Genomic DNA, 19,622 nt, shown 5'->3' on the forward strand with positions numbered 1-19,622 from the left:
AGCAAAACCCCTTCTCCTTGCGCATCGCCTCGGTCTTGAGACCATCCCCCGCGCCCGGGGAGCAGACGCCAGTCGAGCCGCTGAGCTCGCCCCCCTCGGCGGTCATCCCCACGCAAGCAGGGAGCAGACGCGATCCGCACGCGGACCACCCATGCGCCTGGGACCATCCCCGCACGGGCAGGGAGCAGCCCGAGACCGTCGAGCCGCAGGCTCCGGCCACGGGACCACCCCCGCGCGAGCCGGGAGCAGGGCTAGAGCCCGCTGATCGACTGCTTCGTCCAGGGCGTGTCCGGGTCGGGGGTCGAACGCCCACCTTCCAGGCTTGAGCACTGGCGAGCTTCAACGCCTGCGGCTAGGATGTGCGTTGCTCATTCGAGAGCCACAAGCACTGGCGACGTGTCCGATGGGGGACAGTGCTTCAATCTCGACAGGCAATGAGCACGATGAGTCTCTAATCGTCGCAGAGCCTCAGCAGGCCATCCGCAAGCGGTGGTCGAGCTGAGGCTGCCCGCCGACTGGTCGATCACCTTCGTGAAAGGGATCGACTGTGAGGCTGACTTTTCTCGTTCAGGTACTTCTTGCGCTTCTGTCCTTCGTATCGTCGCTGCTGGTAGCAGTGGTGGCGGGGGTACTTTCGCATGAGGCCGGGGCGCCGGTAGCTGGTGCAGTGCTGTACGGCGGCGGCGCGTTCATCGGCTGGATGACGCTCTGCGTCACTGTGCTGACCGCACTCGGCCTCCTCGGGCGTCACAGCCATCCCGGCGAGTGAGGATGCCCGACACTCAGGAGTGCAGCCAGAGCCGGATCGCAACGAGGGTGACTGTGCCGTGGAAGATATACGTACCTGGTCGCCACAGCCCGCGACGCCTTGAGGGCATTCATGGCTCGCTCGACTTCGTTCCTGCGTTTGCAGATCAACCTGTCGAAGCCGGTGGGTCGACCTCCTCGGCTACCGCGGCGCTGCCGGTCAGCCCCGCTGATTCTTCGGTTCCGGGATGGTGTGCTTGATCTGGCGCCTGCGCAAGTAGCGGCGGTTACGCCAGGATGACTACACCTTGTCTGGCTGACGTGAGCAGGCCGGGTGCGTGGGCGACCGCCGCCCGGCCGTGGTACGCGACCGCGCACCAGGACCGGAATCATCTCAGGTGCATCGCCCGCTGTCGGGCGTGACCAACACTGTCAGGGGCCGCAGGACGCCGCGATGTGCCGCTGCCCGTGCGCCCCTCACACGCAGAGCAATGCGCCGGAACGCTCCGGCCAGCAGGAGGAATCAGCGACCGTCACGGATTGAAGAGCCAGCACCGCAGGAAGCCAGCCACCACTGACACTGCTCCGGAAGGCCTCACATGCTCCGACGCTCGGTTGCCCTCGCTGCCATGGCCACGGTCTTGGCCGGGCCCCCCATGGCCACTTTCGCCTCGGCCCAGCCTGCGCAGACGAACTCGGCTGCCCGTACCAGCTGCCACGAATGGCAGCTCAGCGACGGATACCAAGTTCTCTGCCACTTCTGGGACGAGCCTTACACCTACCGGGCGTATGCCCGCTGCGGTTACCCAGGCGGAGCGATCTACCGAATCTTCGGACCCACACGGCAGGCAGTCCGTGAAGGAGAGGGCGCCCAGGCATCCATCGCCGAATGCGGCTCCTTCGGGCCGGCCGTCGGAGGAGGACTGGACATCAACCCCTGAGCACACACCGGCCCCGGCTGTGGGCCGAACCGAGCAGGGCATGCACCAGAGCCGAAGTCGCGACCGGACCAGTCGCCCGTCTGGCTGCTGCCGCCGGGCGTGAAGCCCGGCTCGGATTTCCTTGCCATCCGGGACCATCCCCACGTGGCGGGGAGCAACTCGGCCCATGCCTGCCGTTCCAGCTTGATCAGCGACCATCCCCGCGGACACGGGGAGCAGACTCTGTGACCTGCAGTTCTATCCCATGAACAACACCATCTGAGCCACTTTCACCGGAACCGGCAAACCAGTGGCTCTGTTCACGAGTTTCGGTTCTGGCTCACTTTCCGTACAGTAGTCACGCTGAGTAATCGGTTGGGGCTAGGAGCCTGGATGACTAGGCTCGCGCCATGAGTGGACCGGTGTTGGTGATTGAGTTGGCGGAGCCTGTCCCACCTATATCGATCCAGAAGCTCCGGGACCTTCTTGTCCGATCCTCATCTCACTTTGAAGAGAAACGGGTCGGCGAGTATGACCTGAACATTCACGCGGAGAGCCTCGGCATAGCAGACACAGGCGGCATCGACGGACGTCGGCCTGTCATGGTCTCCCTCATGGGGCCCGGCATCGGCGACGAGGCCCTCTTCGAGGCTGAGCACGCCGACGAAGTCGACCAGGAACCCCTCATCGGCTTCACTCCAACCCACGCTGTCGACGTCACAGCGTTCTGCAACAGGCCTGTCGACCACGTCGTCACAGCCCTGCTGACCGCTGCTGTCATGGACGTGATTGGCGGCGTCGCCAACGCCGAACTTCGTGAGGATCAAGTGCCGATCGTGGCTGGCCTTCCGGGCATCGTCGCAACCATGACGGATCCCTGGCCTGCAGTGTACGGTTCAGCAGAATTCCTCAGAGCGTGGGCTCGACAGCCCGGCTTCCGGCTCCTGAAGTAGCCCTAGGGCAGTCAGTTTCTAGGCCAGAAGCACGCGCTTGCGTAACAGCGTGAAGCCGGCTCGGCCGAACATCTGCCGCTTGAGCATCTTGATCCGGTTGACGTGCCCTTCGACCACGCCTGAGTTCCAAGGCAGGGTCAGGCCGGCGATCACGGCGTCACGGTCACGGTCGATGCCTGCGGCGAGGGTATGGAGGCCAGGGAGGTCGTCGCGCCGGACGGCATCGAGCCACTGCGGCAACCGTTCGCCCTGGCGCTCGCTGAGCATCTGACCGAAGGAGCGGACGTGGCCGGTGAGGGCGTCCAGTTCAGGGCAGTGGACCAGAACGGCCTTGAGCCGAAGGTGCTCCGTCTCGGTGACGGTCTCCGGCCGACGGAGGATCCATCCGGCGACGACCCGGGGTGACGGTGGCCGAGCCGTCACGAGGCCTGACGAGAGCCGCTTCTCCCGGAAATAGGCGTGAACCCGCTGGTAGCTGCCCTGATAGCCGAGCGGCACGATCTCCTCCCATACCCTCCAGGCGTTCGTGCAGCCCTGGTTCCAGCGGTCATCCAGGTAGGGCTTGAAGACGTCGAGTTTGGATGGCCGGCCCTGCCACTGTCCCTGGAACAGGTCATCCGGGGTGGCTGCGTCGGCGAAGAGCTTGACGGTGCGCGAGGCCCTACGGAGTTGGCGGCCGATCGCCCTCCGGCTCAGCCCGGCCGCCAGCAGTTCGTGGACGGTCGCATGGTTGACACGAGTGCGGTCAGCGAAGCGGTGTCCCCTCGGCCAGGGCGAGCCCGAGGGGCCCTCGAACTTCTCCGGCTCGGGGGCAGGCTGGGCTGGATCCGGTCCCAGGACCTGCAGGCATCCGCGGTGGTCCGCGACGCACCGCTCTGCGGCCTCGCTCAGGTTGTGCCAAAGATGCCACCTGTCCACGACCTGCACCGCCTGCGGTGCCCCGGCCGTGGCACCTTCGGCGAAGAATGGTGCCCGATCACGGCAGACCACCTCCACCCCTGGTCGTTTCGCGAGCCAAGCCGCCAGACTGGACGCCTCCCGGTCGGGCAGCAGGTCCACCGGACGCCGGCTTTCGACGTCAACCAGAACAGTCCCGTAGTGGCGCCCTTTGCGAGTCGCGTACTCATCGACGCCGACCACTCGAGGGGCCGGAACTTCAAGCTCGGGCAACGCTTCGACCAGCCGCAGCACCATGCTGCGGCTCACGGACACACCGAACACGCTCGCCATGCGGGCACCGGCACGACCGGCGAGCACGAGGCCGACCGCGGCCAGCATCGACCGCAGGCGCTCGGTCCGCCGACTGTACCGACGGGTCAACCCTGGCAGCTGTTCGAGGGTTTCGACGCGGGCGTGCGAGCTCAGCTCGTACTCGCGCTGGTCGCCGGTACGTGGTTGCTGCGCAGCGTCGTGGGCACCACCGCTCTTGCTGCGGCCGACAACGAACGCCTGACGGACCTCCTCGCCGACACGCTCCGCCCGGTCATCGGCGAGGCCGGTGCCACGCCCGTGCCCACCTCCCCGGACGGCGCTGCCGGGTAGCCCGCCGTCTTCCGGGGCCCAGTGGCGGCGTGAAGTCCGCGTCCGGCTCAGAACGCGGATCGGATGAGCCCGCCGTCCACGCGGATGGTGGCTCCGCTGACGTACCGGGCGTAGTCGCTGCACAGGTACGCCACGGCTGCTGCGATCTCGTCCGGCTCGCCGAACCGTTCCTGGTCGTTGGGGATGAGCGCGTTGACGGCGTTGGGCTGGATCTCTTCCCAGGTGTCGCCCCACCCTCGGGCGGGACCGATCTCCGTGACGAGTTCCTTGGTGGCCTCGACCAGGATGGCTCCGGGTGACACCACGTTGGAGGTGACGCCGGTGCCCTTCAGTTCACGGGCCAGGGACACGGCGAGATTGTGCCGGGCCGCCAGGGTGGCGTTGTACTGCGGGTGGGTGTTCATCGGCTGGGAGGCGAGGCCGCCGCCGATCGTGACCACCCGCCCCCAGCCGCGCTCGCGCATCGCCGGGACCAGGTGCTGAATCATCCGGACACCCGAGACGACGTTGATGTTGTAGGTGTCCCGCCATTCGTCCGGGCTCGCTTCGGCCCACGACAGGTGTCGGTAGAAGCCGGCGTTGTTGACGAGGATGTCTACGGGTCCCTCCGAGGTCGCCGCGCGGGCGACGTCGGCGGCGGCCTCGTTGTCGGCCAGGTCGCCCACCACCGTGGTGGCGATCCCACCGGCATCACGAATGTCTTGCGCGACCCTTTCCGTACGTTCCTTGTCCCGCCCGTGCACCACGATCGCCGCACCCTCGGCTGCCAGCAGCTTCGCGGTGGCCTCACCGAGCCCGGAGTTCGAGCCGGTGACGAGCGCGCGCTTTCCGGTGAGATTGAGGTTCATATTTGCTTCTTTCTCTGTCGTCCCGTGCCGTTCCTGACGGCCGGGAGAGTGTGCCGAGACTCTTACGTATGCAGCCGTGGACTTCTCCCGAGTCGGGACGAGCCGGAGGGTTGCTCAGTGGGGCTACCGGCCAGGGAACCCCGGCTGGAGGTCAGACAGTGATGGTCTTGTACTCGGTGTAGGTGCCGAGGCCGACCGCTCCGTACTCGCGGCCGATGCCGCTGGCCTTGAAGCCGCCGAACGGGCCGTCGAACGCGACGGAAGCGCCGTTGACGGTGACGGTGCCGGTGCGGACGCGGCGGGCGACCGCCAGGGCGTGTTCCTCGTCGGAGGACCAGACGCCGCCGGAGAGGCCGTACTCGGAGTCGTTGGCGATGCGGACGGCGTCGCCCTCGTCCTCGTACGCGATGACGACCAGGACCGGGCCGAAGATCTCCTCCTGGGCGATGCGCATCGCGTTGTCGACGTCGGCGAAGACGGTCGGGGTGACGTAATTGCCCTTCTCCAGCCCCTCGGGGATCTGCGGGCCGCCGGTGACCAGGCGGGCGCCCTCGTCGATGCCGAGCCGGATGTAGTGGCGCACGCGCTCCTGCTGGTCGGGTCGGATCATCGGGCCGATGAAGGTGTCGGGGTCGTCCGGATGGCCGACTTTCAGCGACTCCACCATGTCCTTCAGCGCGGTCACGACCTCCTCGTACCGGCTGCGGGGGGCCAGGATGCGGGTCTGGGCGATGCACGACTCGCCGTTGTTGAGCAGGGATCCGAACTTCAGGCCCGCGACGGCCTTGTCGATGTCGGCGTCCGGCAGGATGACCGCGGCGGACTTGCCGCCCAGCTCCAGGCTGACCCGCTTGAGCTGCTCCCCCGCGATGGCGGCGATGCGGCGGCCGGCCCGGGTCGAACCGGTGAAGGCGATCTTGTCGACCTCCCTGTGGGAGATCAGGTACTCACTGGTCTCCCGGTCCGCGGGAAGGACGCTGATCACACCGTCCGGCAGACCCACTTGCTCCAGCAGCTCAGCGAGGAAGCCCATGCTCAGCGAGTTTTCGGGGGACACCTTGAGGACCACGGAGTTGCCGGCGAGCAGAGCAGGGATGATCTTCGAGGTGGCCGAGGAGAACGGGGAGTTCCACGGGATCACCGCGGCCACGACGCCGACCGCCTCGCGGCGCACCACGCTGCGTACCGGGGAGGTGGGGTCGGAGGGCGCGAGTGTCTCCTCCCAGGCGAACTCCTCCGCCGCCTTCAGGTAGGCGTTCGCCTGGCGGGTGAGACCGGGCTGTCCGGCGCGGGTGAACCATCCGGCCGACCCGTTCTCCAGCGAGATCAGGTGCGCGATCTTCTCCGCGTTCTGCTCGCGCAGGGCGTTGAACCCGCGCAGGACGGCGATCCGCTCCGCCGGCGGGGTCAGCGACCACTCCCCCGCCTCGAACGACGCCCGCGCCGCGGCGACCGCGCGGTCGATGTCCGCCGGGCGCGCCTGAGCGGCCCGACCGACCACCGACCTGTCGTGCGGCGAGGCGATGTCCAGCAGCTCCGGGTCACTCGGCTCCACCCAGGAGCCCCCGATGAAAAGCCGGTCGTAGGTGATCATGTGCTTTCTCTCTTTCCGATGCTCGGTGTTGGCGTGCTGTGGGGTGGTTCAGGCGGTCTGGACGGTGTCCTTGGCGGGAGCGGACCGGGTGGCCGGCGCCGTGGCGCCGGGCTTTCGGGCGGGCTTGAGGAAGACGGCCAGGAGGATTCCGGCGGCCAGGGTGGGGGCGATCCACAGATATCCGGCGGCCGTGGCGTGGGCGAAGCCGTCCAGCGCGGTGTCGCGGAGCGCCGCGGGAAGCCGGCCGATGGTGTCGGGGCGGGCGGCGTCGAAGCCTGCCGTGGCCGGCAGGCCGCTGGTGCGGGCGGCGAAGCCGCTGTTGAGCAAGGTGCCGAAGACGGCGACTCCGAAGGCCGCGCCGATGGAGCGGGCGAAGGTGACCACGGCGCTGGCGGCACCGAGGTCGGCGGTGGGCACGCTGTTCTGGACGGTGGTCAGTACGACCATGGGCACCATGCCGATGCCGACTCCGGTGATCAGGAAGTAGGCGCTCAGCGCGAAGGTGCTGGTGGCGGCCCCGATCGTGCCCAGCAGGAGCAGCCCGGCGAGGTTCGCGGCCAGGCCCGCGAGCAGGATCACCCGCAGCCGATCGATGTGCGCGGCCCAGCGTCCGGCCAGGGACTGGCTGATGACCAGGCCGGCGACCAGCGGCAGCATGTGGATGCCGGACAGGGTGGCCGAGACGCCGTGGACGATCTGGAGGTAGGTCGGCAGGTAGACCAGGACCGCGAACATCGCGGCGTTGGCGAAGAACCCGATGAGCGAGGAGAAGACCACGGTCCGGGAGCCGAGCATGGCCAGCGGCAGGACCGGGGCTGCGGCGCGGCGCTCGATGGGCACCAGCAGCGCGGCCAGCGCGATCGTGGCGAGGACGAGGCCGATGATCGCCGGCGAGCCCCAGCCCCAGCGCTCGCCGAACGAGGTGATCAGGACCAGGCCGGTCGCGATCGCTGCCAGGACGGTGGCGCCGAGCCAGTCGATGCGGGCCTTGGCTCCCCTGGTCCCCGCGGGCAGCGCCCGCGCGGCGACGACCAGGGCCAGCGCGCCGATGGGCAGGTTGATCAGGAAAGCCCATCGCCAGGACAGCTGGTCGGTGAAGACCCCGCCGAGGAGGGGGCCGACGATGCTGGCGACGCCGTAGACCGAACCGAACGTCGCCTGGTAGCGGCCTCGTTCGGCCGGGGCGACGATGTCGCCGACCAGGGCGAAGGTCAGCACGATCATGCCGCCGCCGCCCACGCCCTGGAGCACCCGGGCTCCGATCAGCTCGGGCAGGTTCTGCGCCAGGCCGCAGGCCACCGACGCGACCAGGAAGACCGTGGTCGCGGTCAGGTAGAGGCGCTTGCGGCCGAACATGTCGCCGAGCTTTCCCCACATCGGTGTGACGGCCGTCGAGGCGAGGAGGTAGGCGGCGCTGACCCACGCGATGTCGTCGAACCCGTTCAGGTCCTGGGCTATCCGGGGCAGTGCCGTGGACACGATGGTCTGGTCGAGGGCCGCAAGGAGAACCGCGAGGACCAATGCGCTCATGGCGGCGCCCACCCCACCTGCCCGGGGGGACGAGGACGATGATGACTTCAACATCAGAGTTGCCCTTTCTGAAGTATCTGCCACATCAATGTAGCACTTAATGAGCGCTTCTCTACATGGCAGTGGCGTTAGGTTTCTCAGGTTCCACAGTTCCTGGCTAGAATCGGGGCGGTGAGAGCCGACGCAGCACGTAATCTGGAAGCCGTACTGACCACCGGGGCACGGATGCTCGCCGCCGATCCCGGCGCGAGCATGGCGGCCATCGCCGCCGAGGCCGGCGTGGACCGGAGCACCGTCTACCGGCGCTTCGACTCCCGCGAGGCCCTCCTCGCCGCCGTCTACAAAGCCCGTCTGACGGCCATCGAAGAAGCCATCGAGGACGCACGGCTCCGCGAAGCACCCGTCGCCGTCGCCCTGCACCGCTACGTCGAGAACATCATCACCGTCAACCGCACCTGGCCGGTCGACCTCACGCGCATGCTCGCCGACGACACCGTCCACGCACGCCGCGACGCCGCCGTCCGCGAAGTCGACGCCTTCCTCGAACGCGCCACCGACGAAGGACTGCTCCGTCCCGGCCTTCCCGAAGGATGGGCAAGCGCGCTGCTGCCCGAGCTCATGAACCTGGTGTCCCGACAGAGCCCCGGGCTGAGCCCCGGCCGAGCAGCCGACGTCGTCGTCGACACGTTTCTGCACGGCACCGGAGCGTCCTGACCCGGCAAGGGCCCTCGATCGAGGAACAGGTGTCTCCACGTGTCTCCGCCGGAGAACGCTGCAGGGAGCGGCCCGCGCATCAAGAACGTTTTCGGCCATACCACGTGACGGGGTTCCTCGTGGATATCCAGTGTTGCCGCACGGCGGCTCGCAGGGTGGCGTGACGCCACGGGCACAGGCGCGGTGCGGGCGACGGCACCGAGCGTGCGCGTGAACCGCGGGGCGTTCGAGCCGGGCCGGTTCAACGGGGAAGGATGTAGGGGGCGACGAAGTCGATCGACGGGGCGATGGTCGGCCGCGAACGCGAGCAGTCGGTGCTGTCCGAGCTCGTGGCGGCCGCCGGAGGCCAAGCCCTCGTCCTGCGCGGCGACGCGGGTGTGGGCAAGAGCGCCCTGCTGGACCACGTCGACGGCCTCGCCGCGGGCGAGGAGCACCGGGTGATCAGGGCTGCCGGGGTCGAGGCCGAGTCGGAGCTGCCGTTCGGCGGCCTGCACCAGTTCCTGTACCCGCTGCTCTCCTCCATCGACCGGCTCGACGACGGCCACCGGAAGGTGTTCGACGTCGTCTTCGGCCGGGGTGAGGGCTCTCCTCCCTCGGTCATGCCCCTCGGCATCGCCGTCCTCGAGCTCTCCTCCCTCGTGGCATCGCAGAAGCCCTTGCTGCTGGTACTCGACGACGGCGGCCAGTGGTTCGACACCTCCAGCACCGAGGTGTGCGGATTCGTGGGGCGCCGGCTCACCGGCAGCGCGGTGAACCTCGTCGTCACCCTGCGTTCCGGCCTGCCCTCGGGCTTCGACACCGCCGCACTTCCGGAACTCGCGGTGCCCACGCTGTCGGGGGCGGCATCAGGACAACTCCTCGACAGGCACCACCCGGAGCTGGACTCCCGGATCCGCGGTCTGATTCTGGAGGCGGCCCAGGGCAACCCGCTGGCCCTGCTGGAGCTGCCGTCGTATGCGCGGGGCAACCGCACGGGGCACACACCTGAGGCACTCTTCGGGTACGCCGGCATCCCGCTCCCCCAGCGTCTCCAGCAGGTGTACGGCACCCGGATCAAAGCTCTCAGCGACGAAGTCCGTGCGGTGCTGCTGCACGGCGCTCTGGACGGCGTCGGTGCCGGTGCGGCGACCGGCCCCACGGGAGGCGCCCGTTACCGCATGACGGGTGCTCATGAGGCGGTGCGTCCAGGAGGCTGGGCAGCGCGGCGTACATCGCCGGTCACTCCGGCATGCTGAAGCACGCGCAGCAGTTACTCCTCTCGGGCACCGGGTCCGGTACCGACGCCTCCCCCGACTCGGTGGTCACGTCGGGCTACGTCGCGCTCTTCACGGACGGGGACATCCGGTCTTCGCAGCGGCAGGTGTTCGCAGCGATCGAGAGCATGCGCGACAGCGGGCCGCGGGAGCCGGCCGAGGTGCTCATCCGTCTGGTGGACCTGCTGCTTGCCATCAACCAGTACGCGAGTGACGAGGTCTGGTGGGAGAGGACTCACGAGCTGCTCGGCTCACTGGGCGACCTGGTGCCCTCGTGCTCACGTATCTACCAGGACGCCTGGGGCGACGTGGTGCGTCGCGGCGCCGGTGTGCGGAAGCGGGTGGAACGCGCCTACGCCGGCCTCCACGCCCTGGAACCGTGGGACGTCACGCGGCTCGGCGTCGCCGCCTACCACGTGGACACCCTCAGCCAGTACCGGCCGCTGCTCCAGCGCGCTGCGGGCGTGGATGTATCTGGCCACGGTGATCGACATGCATTCGCGGCGGGTCGTGGGCTGGTCGCTGGCCGAGCACATGCGTGCCGGCCTGGTCGTCGACGCGGTCCAGGCCGCTGTGGATGTCCGGGGAGGTGATGTGCGAGGCGTGGTGTTCCACTCCGATCGCGGCACGCAGTACACGTCGGCGGCGTTCGCCGATGTCTGCCGGACTCACGGGACACGCCGCTCGATGGGCCGGGTCGGCTCCAGCTACGACAACGCCCTCGCGGAGTCCTTCTTCGCCACGTTGAAGCGTGAACTGCTCTACGGCTCACGCTCGGTGACCCGGGCGCAGGCCCGCATCGCGGTCTTCTCCTGGATGGCTTGGTACAACCGCGAGCGGCGGCACTCCGCCCTCGGTTACCGCAGTCCGACCGACCACGAGCGGCAGCACATCACGACCGTCACTACCCTGGACTTGGTTGCGTAGCAGTCGAGTGTCTACGAAATAGGGCAAAGCCCGCCCTCTTCAGACCAGGTCGCCCCGCACCCCTTGCGGCCGGGCGACCGAGCCGACCCCCGCGGCAGACCTCGCGGAGTTACGGCACCCGCCGATCGAGTGGCGTGGCGGCGGCCCCGAGGGGGGACCCGAAGCCGCATTGCGACGCCCTCGTGAGAGGCTTCACGACCCAAAGACCCGGCAAGCTGAGGCCCGGTTAGCTGGCGGGGGGGCTCTCTGGTGCCATTGGAGTCGTCGAACCTCCGCCACTGTGAGCCTGACAGCCCCGAGTGCCTCACCTGTTCCACCCCCTTTTTCCCGGGGCTGGTGTGCCGTGTTGTCAGGAAGGCGTGCGCGAGCATGGCGAGGGTAATGTGCCGATACCAGCCGACGTAGCGGCGAACTTCGTACTGGTCCAGGCCGCATTCGTTCTTAGCGGCCCGGAAACACTCCTCGATCGCCCAGTGCGTCCCGGCGATCCGCACCAACTCCTGAACGGTGGTCTCCAAGAGGGCGTAAGCGAGGTAGTAAGCGATCTCGTCGGGCTTGCGGATGCTGCGCCGGGCCAGGGCCCACCGCATCCGGTGGGGGACCTCGCCCTGGTAGTCGAACTCGGCGACGGTCGGCAGCCGCACCGCCGCCCAGTGGTAGACGCGCCGGCCCTTCGCGCCGTCACCGCACGAGATCTTCTCCCACGCTTCGCCCGGGCCTGCGCGAACAAGCCGTCGATGCGGGGACAGTCCACGGTGTACTGGGACTTGGGCACGGCCAGTACGTAGCCGACACCCGACTGTTCCAGAGGCCGGCGAAAGCGGCTCTCCTGTCCGTAGGCGGAATCCGCGGTGACCCAGGTGATGGGCAGCGGCGAGGCGAGGCATCGCAACACCATGCGCCGGGCCAGTTCGCCCTTGCTGGCGAACTCCCGCTCGTCGGGGACTCTGGCCGCACGACAGCGTTCGCGGTCCTCGGTCCAGGACTTCGGGAGGTAGAAATCGTGGTCCACCAGGGCCCGGCCGTGGGTGGTGGCGTAGGCGCTCGGTGCGACCGGCGGTCCCGGAGTGCTGGCGCTGTACTCCGGCGGAAGTGACGCCCTTCTTGATGAAACCAGTGTCGTCGATGATGAGGACTGCATTGTCCTCGCCGAGCTTGTCGGCGATGTATCCCTGCAGGTCGTCGCGGACGTCGTCGGGCTCCCCCTTGGCACCGGCGAGCAGGTGCTGCAAACCATCAGGAGTGGCATGGCCGGCCTGCTCGGCCAGCTGCCAACTGTTCTTGCGAGCCACCGGGGCGAGCAGACCGCGTACGTAGTCGCGTATGCGGCGACGGAGCTCGACTCGGCCGAAACGGTGGCCGATGGTCACGAAGAGGTCGTCCAGTTCCAGGTTCCACTGCTCGGCAGCATGCCCGGTGATCACGCGAGGAGGCTGCCCCGCCGCTGTCACTACCAGCGACGCTGTCGCACGATCGAGGGGCGGTCTCTTCGAGACCGCCCCTGACCAGCTTCCGTCCCGCTACACTCCAGCCGCCCGGCATCGCCCCAGGTCAGACACCAAAGTCCTGCTGGAGTACTAGCTGTTCCTGGGCCATACGGTGGCGTCCAGCTCGATCAGGCCGGGGAGGATGCAGAGATCCGGGTCGAGGCAATGCACGTCGACGAGCCCCGCCATGACGCCCGACGCGATCATTACCTTGACGGTCACAGCGGTATGGTCTCGCCGCGCTGGAGCGGGGTCGGCGTCCGACCCGTCCAGCCGGACGGCAAACGTGACCACCTCGTAGTCTCGAAGGACCTGGGTGGCGGTCTGACGGGCCTGGGCTCCAGCGCTCCGTCGCACCCTGATCATCACCGCGCCACCCGGGTCGGTGGCTCCTCACCGGCCCGCTGGTCGTACGCGTCGATGGTGGCCCTCGAACAGGACCCCGCGAGGCCGTCGGTCGCCCCGCTGATCGCCTCACGCATGCGATCAGCCAGTTGATGCCGAGTCGTACACGTACCTGATGCAGCCTACGCACCCGGCGACCGGATCCACCTCTTCGGCTTCAGCGGCAGCACGTACACCGCGCGCCCTGGCCGGCCTGCTCAAGTCGGCCTGTTGCGGCCCGGGGCGGAGAACCTCGTACCGCACGCGACCCCCGACGTGGCACGCGTCCGCCACGCCGTCTCCACCGACGAGAAGCGCCGACCGTACGAGGAGCACCTCGTCCTGCCGCCGAAGGAGCCGGGGGCGCCGGGCCCGCCCATCGAGGAGGCCTGGTTCGACGGAGGCCACTCCGACGTGGGCGGCACCTTCGACGACGACCCGAGACTTCCCACCGTCGCGCCCAAGCGGATCGTGGACGGCGTCCTCGACGCGGGCCTCCTGCTCGAGAAGAAGGCGTACGGCAGGTGATCCGGCTCGACGCGACGGGAGAACCCCGGTTCTTCAACCGTGGCCCCGCGTACCGGAGATGGCGGGTCCGTCCGGGGATTCGGCGGACGGAGGACCCCTCGGCGGCGGCGTCAACCGGCGTCCCGGTGGGCGGCTGCTTCGGTGTCGCCGGGGCTCCTCGCGTGCGTGGGGCGCGTGTCCCCACCGGATCCGGTTCGGGGTTCCGATGGGCAGGCGTCCCCACCGGGATCCCGACGGGCGAGTGCTCGTACGGTCGATCCGGGGAACCATACGGAGAGGGAAAGCGTGTACACACGTGAAACGGGGGAGGCCCGGTACGACGTCGGGGAGGCGGGTCGGTGGGCGGAGCGACGGCACTTGCGGAACGGATCGCCGAACGGCGGGCCGGGCTCGGCGATCCGAGGGAGCTGGTGGGGGAGCTACGGCGTGCCCTCGTCCTCGTCCCGGTGGACTCCGGCGGTCTGTGGACGGCGGAGCTCGGTGGGGTGCGCTGGATCTGCGCCTTCACCGACGAGGCGGCGCTCGCCCGGTTCGCCCGGGCTCGTTCCCTCGCCCCCGGCTCGCGGGCGGACGACGCCACCCGCACCTGGGACTACGCGGCGCTGCGCGGCGCGCGGCTGCTCGACGAGATCGTCCCCGCCCTGGGCGTGCCCGCCGGGGTGGCCGTCGACATCGCCGATCCGGAGGGGGCGATGGCCTTCCCGCCGGTCCGGGGCATCGTGCCCGACGACGTGGCGATCGACGTCCCGACCGACGGGCCGACGCCCTCTCCGGCCGACGGCCCAGCCGCGGCCTCGGGGCCGACCGCCGGCGGTGACGCCCGATGAGCGGGGGCGGGCAGGAGAACCTGCGGTTCGACCAGGAGAGCATCAAGCGGATCACCGAGGGGATCCGGGCGGCCACCGCCGAACTCCGCGACATCGGCACGGGCACCGGCTCCGTGCTCGGCAAGGGGTTCTCCGAGCTCTCGATGACCGGCATGGAGGCCGGACACCACGGTCTGTCGGCCGACTTCGAGGACTACTGCGAGCGCTGGGAATGGGGCGTGCGAGCGCAGATCCAGGACGCCAACACCCTCGCGGCGACGCTGGGGCTGGCCGCCGGAATCGTCTGGGAGGAGGACCAGTACCTCCAGGGCACCTTCAAGATCGCTGTGAACTCCGCCGTGGGCAACCCGCACGCCTCGGAGGCGGACATCGTCAAACAGGACTGGGGCGACGTGTTCACGCCCGACTACCTCAGCCCCGACTGGAGCGCCGAGTCCTTCGACCGCGCCGGCGACGACATCGCGCAGACCTGGAAGGACACCGGACGGGCCGTCCTCACGGAGGGCGAGGGCGGGAGCCGGGCGCGGATCCTCAACGAGCTCCTCGGGGTGGACCAGGGCGACTTCGACCGTGCGGTGGACGAGACGTTCGGCCCGTCCCCTGAGGAGAGGGCCCAGCAGCGGAACACCGGGGGGAACTGAGCGTGGGCATCGGGGACTTCATCAGCGACCTCACACCGGACGTCGTCGAGGACGCGGTCGAGGACGGGGTCGAGTGGGTCGGCAACCGGGTCGAGGACGCCGGCAACTGGACCGCGGACCGGTTGGACGACGTCGGCTGGGAGTCCGGTGCGGACTGGGTGCGCGAGCAGTCGCGCTCGGTGGCGAACCGGATGGGCGCCGAGGTCGACGAGATGGACCTCGGCCAGACCGAGGACAAGACCAAGCTGATCTACGGCAGCCCGTCCAAGCTCCGCTCGACCGCCTCCCACCTGCGCGACCTGCAGTCCTCTTTCGACAAGGTGGGTCAGGGGCTCAAGGGTCTCGACGCGTCCGCCGTGAAGGGTGAGGCCGCGGACGCCTTCCGGGAGAAGGTGGCGGTCGAGCCGCCGAAGTGGTTCAAGGGCGCGGACGCCTTCGGCAAGGCCGCCGACGCCTTGGCGAGCTTCGGCCTCACCGTCGAGTGGGCCCAGGGACAGGCCCAGACGGCCATCGACAAGTGGAAGCAGGGCACCAAGGCGTCCGAGGACGCGGCGAACGCCCATCAGAAGAAGGTCGACGACTACAACAAGGCCGTCGACCGGTACAACGCCGAACCCGCCGACAAGCGGAACCCGGCCTCCCTGCCACCCAGGCCAGGCGCCTTCAGCGACCCCGGCAAGGCCCTGATGGAGGAGGCGCAGGAGATCCTCGCCGAGGCCCGGAAACAGCGCAACGCCGCCGCCGAGACCGCCCGCACGGCGATTCGGGCGGCCCGGGACGCGGCCCCTCCCAAGCCCTCGTACGCCGAGCAGGCCATGGACGGCCTCGACGAACTGCAGGTGATGCAGACGCACTTCGGCGGTGGCATCGTCAAGGGCACGGCCGGACTGCTCAGTTTCGTCCGGAGCGTCAACCCCACCGACCCGTACAACCTCACCCACCCCGCCGAGTACTTCACCCAGCTCAACAGCCTCGCCTCCGGCCTCGTCCTCATGGCCAACGACCCGTGGGGCACGGGCAAGCAGATGCTCGACAACTTCATGAAGGACCCGGCGGAGGGCCTCGGCCGGCTCGTCCCCGACCTGTTGCTCACCGCCGCCACCGCCGGCGGTGGCGCGGCCGTCAAGGGCGTCCGGGTCGCGGCCGAGGGAGCAGACCTGGCGTCCGACGCCAACCGCGCCCGCCGCCTGATCGACGGGTCGCCGAACGGCACCCACAACCGCCCCGACGCCCACCGACTCGTCGACGAGACCGACCCGGTGGACCTGGCCTCGGGCCGGATGTTCCTGCCCCAGACCGACGTCTCCCTCCCCGGCACCCTCCCGCTCACCTTCACCCGACGCGTCGAGTCCGGCTACACCGCCGGACGCTTCTTCGGCCCCTCGTGGTCCTCCACCGTCGACGAGCACCTGGAGATCGACGCGCAGGGGGTCGTCCACGTCACGGACGACGGACTCCTGCTCCCCTACCCGCACCCCGTGCCCGGTCTCCCCACGCTCCCCGAGTCCGGCACCGGCCGTCGGCCGCTCGCCCGCGACGAGTCCGGCGACTACACGCTCACCGATCCGGACACCGGTCTGACCCGGCACTTCGCCGCGCCCGCCGGCACCGAACCGGGCGGCGACGGAGAGGCATGGCTCGTTCGGACGGTGGACCGCAACGGCAACGCCGTCACCGTCGACCGCACCGAGGACGGAACCCCGCTCGCCCTCGTCCACACGGCGGGCTACCACGTCGACGTCACGACCGAGAACGGCCGGGTGACACGCCTCGCCCTGCGCCTTCCCGACGGCACCGGACAGGAACTCGTCCGCTACGGCCACACCGACGGCGACCTGACCGCGGTCACCAAGCCCTCCGGCGCCACCCTCACCCTCGCCTACGACGACCGGCACCGGGTGATCACCTGGACCGACTCCAACGGCAGCCGCTACGACTACGCCTACGACGAGCACGACCGGGTCATCGGCGAGGGCGGCGAGGACGGCCACGTCCAGCTCACCCTCGCCTACGGCCACCCCGATCCGGCCACCGGCCACCGCACCACCACCCTCACCACCGCCGACGGACGGGTCACCCGCCATCTGATCGACGGCGCCTGCCACGTCCTCGCCACCGTCGACCCGCTCGGCCACACCACCCGGCTCGGCCACGACGCCCGCGGGAACCTCCTCACCCGCACCGATGCCCTCGGCCGGACGACCGCCTTCTCGTACGACGACGAGGGCCGGCTGCTCACGGTCCTCCGGGCCGACGGCAGCCGGCTCTCCACCGTCCGTGACGACCGGGGCCTGCCCGTGGAGTTCATCGACGCCGACGGCGGGCGGACCCGCCAGGAGTTCGACGACCTCGGCAACCTCACCGCCGTCACGGACCCCGCCGGCCACACCACCCGCTACGCCTACGACGACCGGGGCCACCTCGCCACCCTCACCGACCCCTCCGGCGCCGTCACCACCTTCCGCTGCGACCCCGCCGGACTCCCCCTTGAGGTCGGCGATCCCCTCGGCGGCACCACGCGGTGCGAGCGCGACGCCCACGGCCGGCTCGTCCGCGTCACCGACCCGCAGGGCGCCGTCACCGCCCTGGAGTGGACCGAGGACGGCGAACTCGCCCGGCGCGTCCGCCCGGACGGCACCGTCGAGGCATGGGCCTACGACGGTGAGGGCAACTGCACGGCGTACACCGATCCGAACGGCCTCACGACCCGCTTCGAGTACACCCACTTCGACCTGCTCGCCGCCCGCACCGGTCCGGACGGCGCGCGCCACGCCTTCGAGCACGACGCGTCCCTCCGCCTCACCCGGGTCACCGACCCCCAGGGGTTGACCTGGGACTACACCTACGACCGGGCCGGCCGCACGGTCGCCGAGACCGACTTCGACGGGCGGACCGTCGCCTACGAACTGAACGCGGTCGGGCAGGTCACCGCCCGCGTCGCCCCCACCGGCCAGACCATCCGCTACGAGCGGGACGCGCTCGACCGGATCGTCCGCAAGGACGCGGCCGGAGCCGTCACGACCTACGCGTACGACGCCGCCGGCCGGATGGTCCGCGCCGAGGGCCCCGACAGCGAACTCGTCCGGCAGTACGACCGCCGCGGCGAACTCAAGGCAGAACTCGTCGACGGCCGCCCGCTCATCTACACCTACGACGACACCGGACGCCTCTCCCGCCGCATCACCCCCACCGGACACGTCACCAGCTACGCGTACGACGCCACCGGCCGGCTCGCCCAGCTCACCAGCGGCGCCCGGCGGATCTCCTTCACCCACGACACGGCGGGACGGGAACTGCACCGCGCCTTCGGCGACGCCCTCGAGCTCACCACGTCCTGGGACGGGTCCGGGCGGCTGGCCGGCCAGCACCTGACCGCGGGCGGCCGCACCGTCAACCGCCGCGCCTACACCTATCGCGCCGACGGCCACCTCACCGCGCTCGACGACGCCCTGCGCGGCTCCTTCCGCTACGGCCTCGACATCACCGGCCGCGTCACCACGGTCACCGCCGCGGGCTGGAAGGAGTCGTACGCCTACGACGCCTCCGGCAACCAGACCTCCGCGTCCTGGCCCGGCAGCCACCCCGGCCAGGACGCCACGGGCCCTCGCAGCTACACCGGAACCACCCTCACCCGCGCCGGAGCGGTCCGGTACGAGCACGACGCCGGCGGCCGGATCACCCTGCGCCGCCGGGTCACGCTCTCCGGAAGAGCGGACACCTGGCGGTTCACCTGGGACGCCGAGAGCCGCCTCACCGCCGTCACCACGCCCGACGGGACGCGTTGGCGCTACCGGTACGACCCGCTCGGCCGCCGCACCGCGAAGCTGCGGCTCGCCGACGACGGCAAGACGGTGGTCGAGGAGACCCTCTTCACCTGGGACGGCCCGACCCTGTGCGAACAGGTCACGACCGCACCCGAGCTGCCCCGCCCCGTCGCCCTCACCTGGGACCACCGGCACGCCAAGCCGCTGGCCCAGACCGAACGCGTCCTCGGCGCCGACGCCTCCCAGGAGGCCGTCGACGAGCGCTTCTTCGCCATCGCCACCGACCTCGTCGGCACCCCCACCGAACTCGTCGACGAGACCGGCCGGGTGGCCTGGCACAGCCGCGCCACGCTCTGGGGCACCACCACGTGGAACAGCGGCGCCACCGCCTACACCCCGCTCCGGTTCCCCGGCCAGTACTTCGACCCCGAGACCGGTCTCCACCACAACTACTTCCGGCAGTACGACCCGGAGACCGCCCGCTACCTCACCCCCGACCCGCTGGGGCTCCTCCCCGCCCCCAACCCGGCTTCCTACGTCCACAACCCGGTCACCTGGTCCGACCCTCTCGGCCTCTCCCCCTACCGCGGGCTCGGACTCAGCGACGAGGCGATGAACGCCATCCAGAAGCTGGAGAACATCAAGGCCGACCCGATCGGCCGCATCAACTCCGAGCCCAACCACAACCACTACTCGGCGGCGCGGCGCGAGGCGGGCGGCGAGGTGGTGGCCCGCAAGCCGGACGGCACCCCCTTCGACCACGTCCAGGACCTCACACAGGCCGCGAACGGACTGGAGAACGTCCGCAAGGCCCTGTGGAAGGAGATGGAGAAGCTACCGGACGGCATGACCGAGCGCGGGCTCGAAGTGCTCCTCAAGAAGCACGACGAGACCGTCTACCACCTGGACCGTGTGAAAGGCTTCCTGCACCAGATCAAGCAGCAGCCATGACCGATCCCAGAA

Annotated in this window: 14 protein-coding genes and 3 pseudogenes; 10 read left to right on the forward strand and 7 right to left on the reverse strand. The window is 69.7% G+C overall.

Annotated elements, in window-relative coordinates:
• The first annotated feature begins 547 nt into the window (after nt 1-547).
• Nucleotides 548-769, forward strand: coding sequence for a hypothetical protein (locus ABT041_RS04535; protein ID WP_279949063.1), 222 nt, complete (start codon nt 548-550; stop codon nt 767-769).
• Between the two features lie 13 nt (nt 770-782).
• Here ABT041_RS04535 and ABT041_RS04540 read toward each other — a convergent pair.
• Nucleotides 783-1,207: pseudogene (locus tag ABT041_RS04540) on the reverse strand (transposase family protein); the annotation flags it as partial.
• An 870-nt stretch (nt 1,208-2,077) separates the two neighbouring features.
• On the opposite strand from ABT041_RS04540, the gene ABT041_RS04545 reads away from it, so the two are divergent.
• Nucleotides 2,078-2,620 carry a DUF6368 family protein gene (locus ABT041_RS04545; protein ID WP_351178888.1) on the forward strand — a complete coding sequence of 181 codons (543 nt, stop codon included), beginning with the start codon at nt 2,078-2,080 and terminating at the stop codon, nt 2,618-2,620.
• An 18-nt stretch (nt 2,621-2,638) separates the two neighbouring features.
• Here ABT041_RS04545 and ABT041_RS04550 read toward each other — a convergent pair whose 3' ends face one another.
• On the reverse strand, nt 2,639-3,940 hold the full coding sequence (locus ABT041_RS04550; RefSeq protein ID WP_351178891.1) for an ISL3 family transposase: 1,302 nt from the start codon (nt 3,938-3,940) through the stop codon (nt 2,639-2,641).
• 33 nt (nt 3,941-3,973) lie between these two features.
• Here ABT041_RS04550 and ABT041_RS04555 point away from each other — a divergent pair, with 33 nt between their 5' ends.
• Nucleotides 3,974-4,162, forward strand: a complete 189-nt coding sequence (locus tag ABT041_RS04555; protein WP_351178894.1) for a TetR/AcrR family transcriptional regulator — start codon at nt 3,974-3,976, stop codon at nt 4,160-4,162.
• 47 nt (nt 4,163-4,209) lie between these two features.
• Here ABT041_RS04555 and ABT041_RS04560 read toward each other — a convergent pair whose 3' ends face one another.
• From ABT041_RS04560 to ABT041_RS04570, 3 genes are all read right to left on the reverse strand, one after another.
• A complete protein-coding gene (locus ABT041_RS04560; protein ID WP_351178897.1) occupies nt 4,210-5,010 on the reverse strand; it encodes an SDR family NAD(P)-dependent oxidoreductase in 801 nt (266 codons plus the stop codon).
• 151 nt (nt 5,011-5,161) lie between these two features.
• A complete protein-coding gene (locus tag ABT041_RS04565; RefSeq protein ID WP_351178900.1) occupies nt 5,162-6,604 on the reverse strand; it encodes an aldehyde dehydrogenase in 1,443 nt (480 codons plus the stop codon).
• Between the two features lie 48 nt (nt 6,605-6,652).
• Nucleotides 6,653-8,188, reverse strand: a complete 1,536-nt coding sequence (locus ABT041_RS04570; RefSeq protein WP_351178902.1) for an MDR family MFS transporter — start codon at nt 8,186-8,188, stop codon at nt 6,653-6,655.
• A 171-nt stretch (nt 8,189-8,359) separates the two neighbouring features.
• Between ABT041_RS04570 and ABT041_RS04575 the strand changes: the two genes are divergently transcribed.
• The 3 genes and pseudogenes from ABT041_RS04575 to ABT041_RS04585 form a co-directional block, all read left to right on the forward strand.
• Nucleotides 8,360-8,848 (forward strand): TetR/AcrR family transcriptional regulator, encoded by a 489-nt coding sequence (locus tag ABT041_RS04575; protein WP_351179981.1) that lies wholly within the window; start codon nt 8,360-8,362, stop codon nt 8,846-8,848.
• 287 nt (nt 8,849-9,135) lie between these two features.
• Nucleotides 9,136-10,083: an AAA family ATPase gene (locus ABT041_RS04580; protein WP_351178905.1), complete on the forward strand. Its 948-nt coding sequence runs from the start codon at nt 9,136-9,138 to the stop codon at nt 10,081-10,083.
• A 480-nt stretch (nt 10,084-10,563) separates the two neighbouring features.
• Nucleotides 10,564-11,028: pseudogene (locus ABT041_RS04585) on the forward strand (IS3 family transposase); the annotation flags it as partial.
• Nucleotides 11,029-11,375: 347 nt separating this feature from the next.
• On the opposite strand, the pseudogene ABT041_RS04590 reads toward ABT041_RS04585, so the two are convergent.
• Nucleotides 11,376-12,452, reverse strand: a pseudogene (locus tag ABT041_RS04590) (IS701 family transposase); the annotation flags it as partial.
• Between the two features lie 153 nt (nt 12,453-12,605).
• The gene (locus ABT041_RS04595; protein WP_351178907.1) at nt 12,606-12,737 is read right to left on the reverse strand and encodes a hypothetical protein; all 132 of its coding nucleotides are present in this window, start codon (nt 12,735-12,737) and stop codon (nt 12,606-12,608) included.
• A gap of 393 nt (nt 12,738-13,130) precedes the next feature.
• Here ABT041_RS04595 and ABT041_RS04600 point away from each other — a divergent pair, with 393 nt between their 5' ends.
• The 4 genes from ABT041_RS04600 (at nt 13,131) to ABT041_RS04615 (ending at nt 19,610) form a co-directional block, all read left to right on the forward strand.
• Complete coding sequence (locus ABT041_RS04600; RefSeq protein WP_351178910.1) at nt 13,131-13,427, forward strand: phospholipase effector Tle1 domain-containing protein; 297 nt, start codon at nt 13,131-13,133, stop codon at nt 13,425-13,427.
• Between the two features lie 338 nt (nt 13,428-13,765).
• On the forward strand, nt 13,766-14,254 hold the full coding sequence (locus ABT041_RS04605) for a hypothetical protein (protein WP_351178913.1): 489 nt from the start codon (nt 13,766-13,768) through the stop codon (nt 14,252-14,254).
• Nucleotides 14,251-14,895, forward strand: a complete 645-nt coding sequence (locus ABT041_RS04610) for a hypothetical protein (RefSeq protein WP_351178916.1) — start codon at nt 14,251-14,253, stop codon at nt 14,893-14,895. Before ABT041_RS04605 ends, ABT041_RS04610 begins: the two co-directional genes overlap by 4 nt.
• 2 nt (nt 14,896-14,897) lie before the next feature.
• The gene (locus tag ABT041_RS04615; protein WP_351178919.1) at nt 14,898-19,610 is read left to right on the forward strand and encodes a putative T7SS-secreted protein; all 4,713 of its coding nucleotides are present in this window, start codon (nt 14,898-14,900) and stop codon (nt 19,608-19,610) included.
• Nucleotides 19,611-19,622 lie beyond the last annotated feature (12 nt).

Origin of the sequence: Streptomyces sp. NPDC002825, assembly GCF_040295385.1 — a bacterium.
Classification (GTDB): Bacteria; Actinomycetota; Actinomycetes; order Streptomycetales; family Streptomycetaceae; genus Streptomyces.

What these genes read in the sequence shown, in the direction of transcription:
- ABT041_RS04545 (WP_351178888.1), top strand. Translation starts at nt 2,078, where the DNA reads ATGAGTGGACCGGTGTTGGTGATTGAGTTGGCGGAGCCTGTCCCACCT.
- ABT041_RS04560 (WP_351178897.1), bottom strand. Translation starts at nt 5,010, where the DNA reads ATGAACCTCAATCTCACCGGAAAGCGCGCGCTCGTCACCGGCTCGAAC.
- ABT041_RS04565 (WP_351178900.1), bottom strand. Translation starts at nt 6,604, where the DNA reads ATGATCACCTACGACCGGCTTTTCATCGGGGGCTCCTGGGTGGAGCCG.
- ABT041_RS04570 (WP_351178902.1), bottom strand. Translation starts at nt 8,188, where the DNA reads ATGTTGAAGTCATCATCGTCCTCGTCCCCCCGGGCAGGTGGGGTGGGC.
- ABT041_RS04575 (WP_351179981.1), top strand. Translation starts at nt 8,360, where the DNA reads ATGCTCGCCGCCGATCCCGGCGCGAGCATGGCGGCCATCGCCGCCGAG.
- ABT041_RS04580 (WP_351178905.1), top strand. Translation starts at nt 9,136, where the DNA reads ATGGTCGGCCGCGAACGCGAGCAGTCGGTGCTGTCCGAGCTCGTGGCG.
- ABT041_RS04610 (WP_351178916.1), top strand. Translation starts at nt 14,251, where the DNA reads ATGAGCGGGGGCGGGCAGGAGAACCTGCGGTTCGACCAGGAGAGCATC.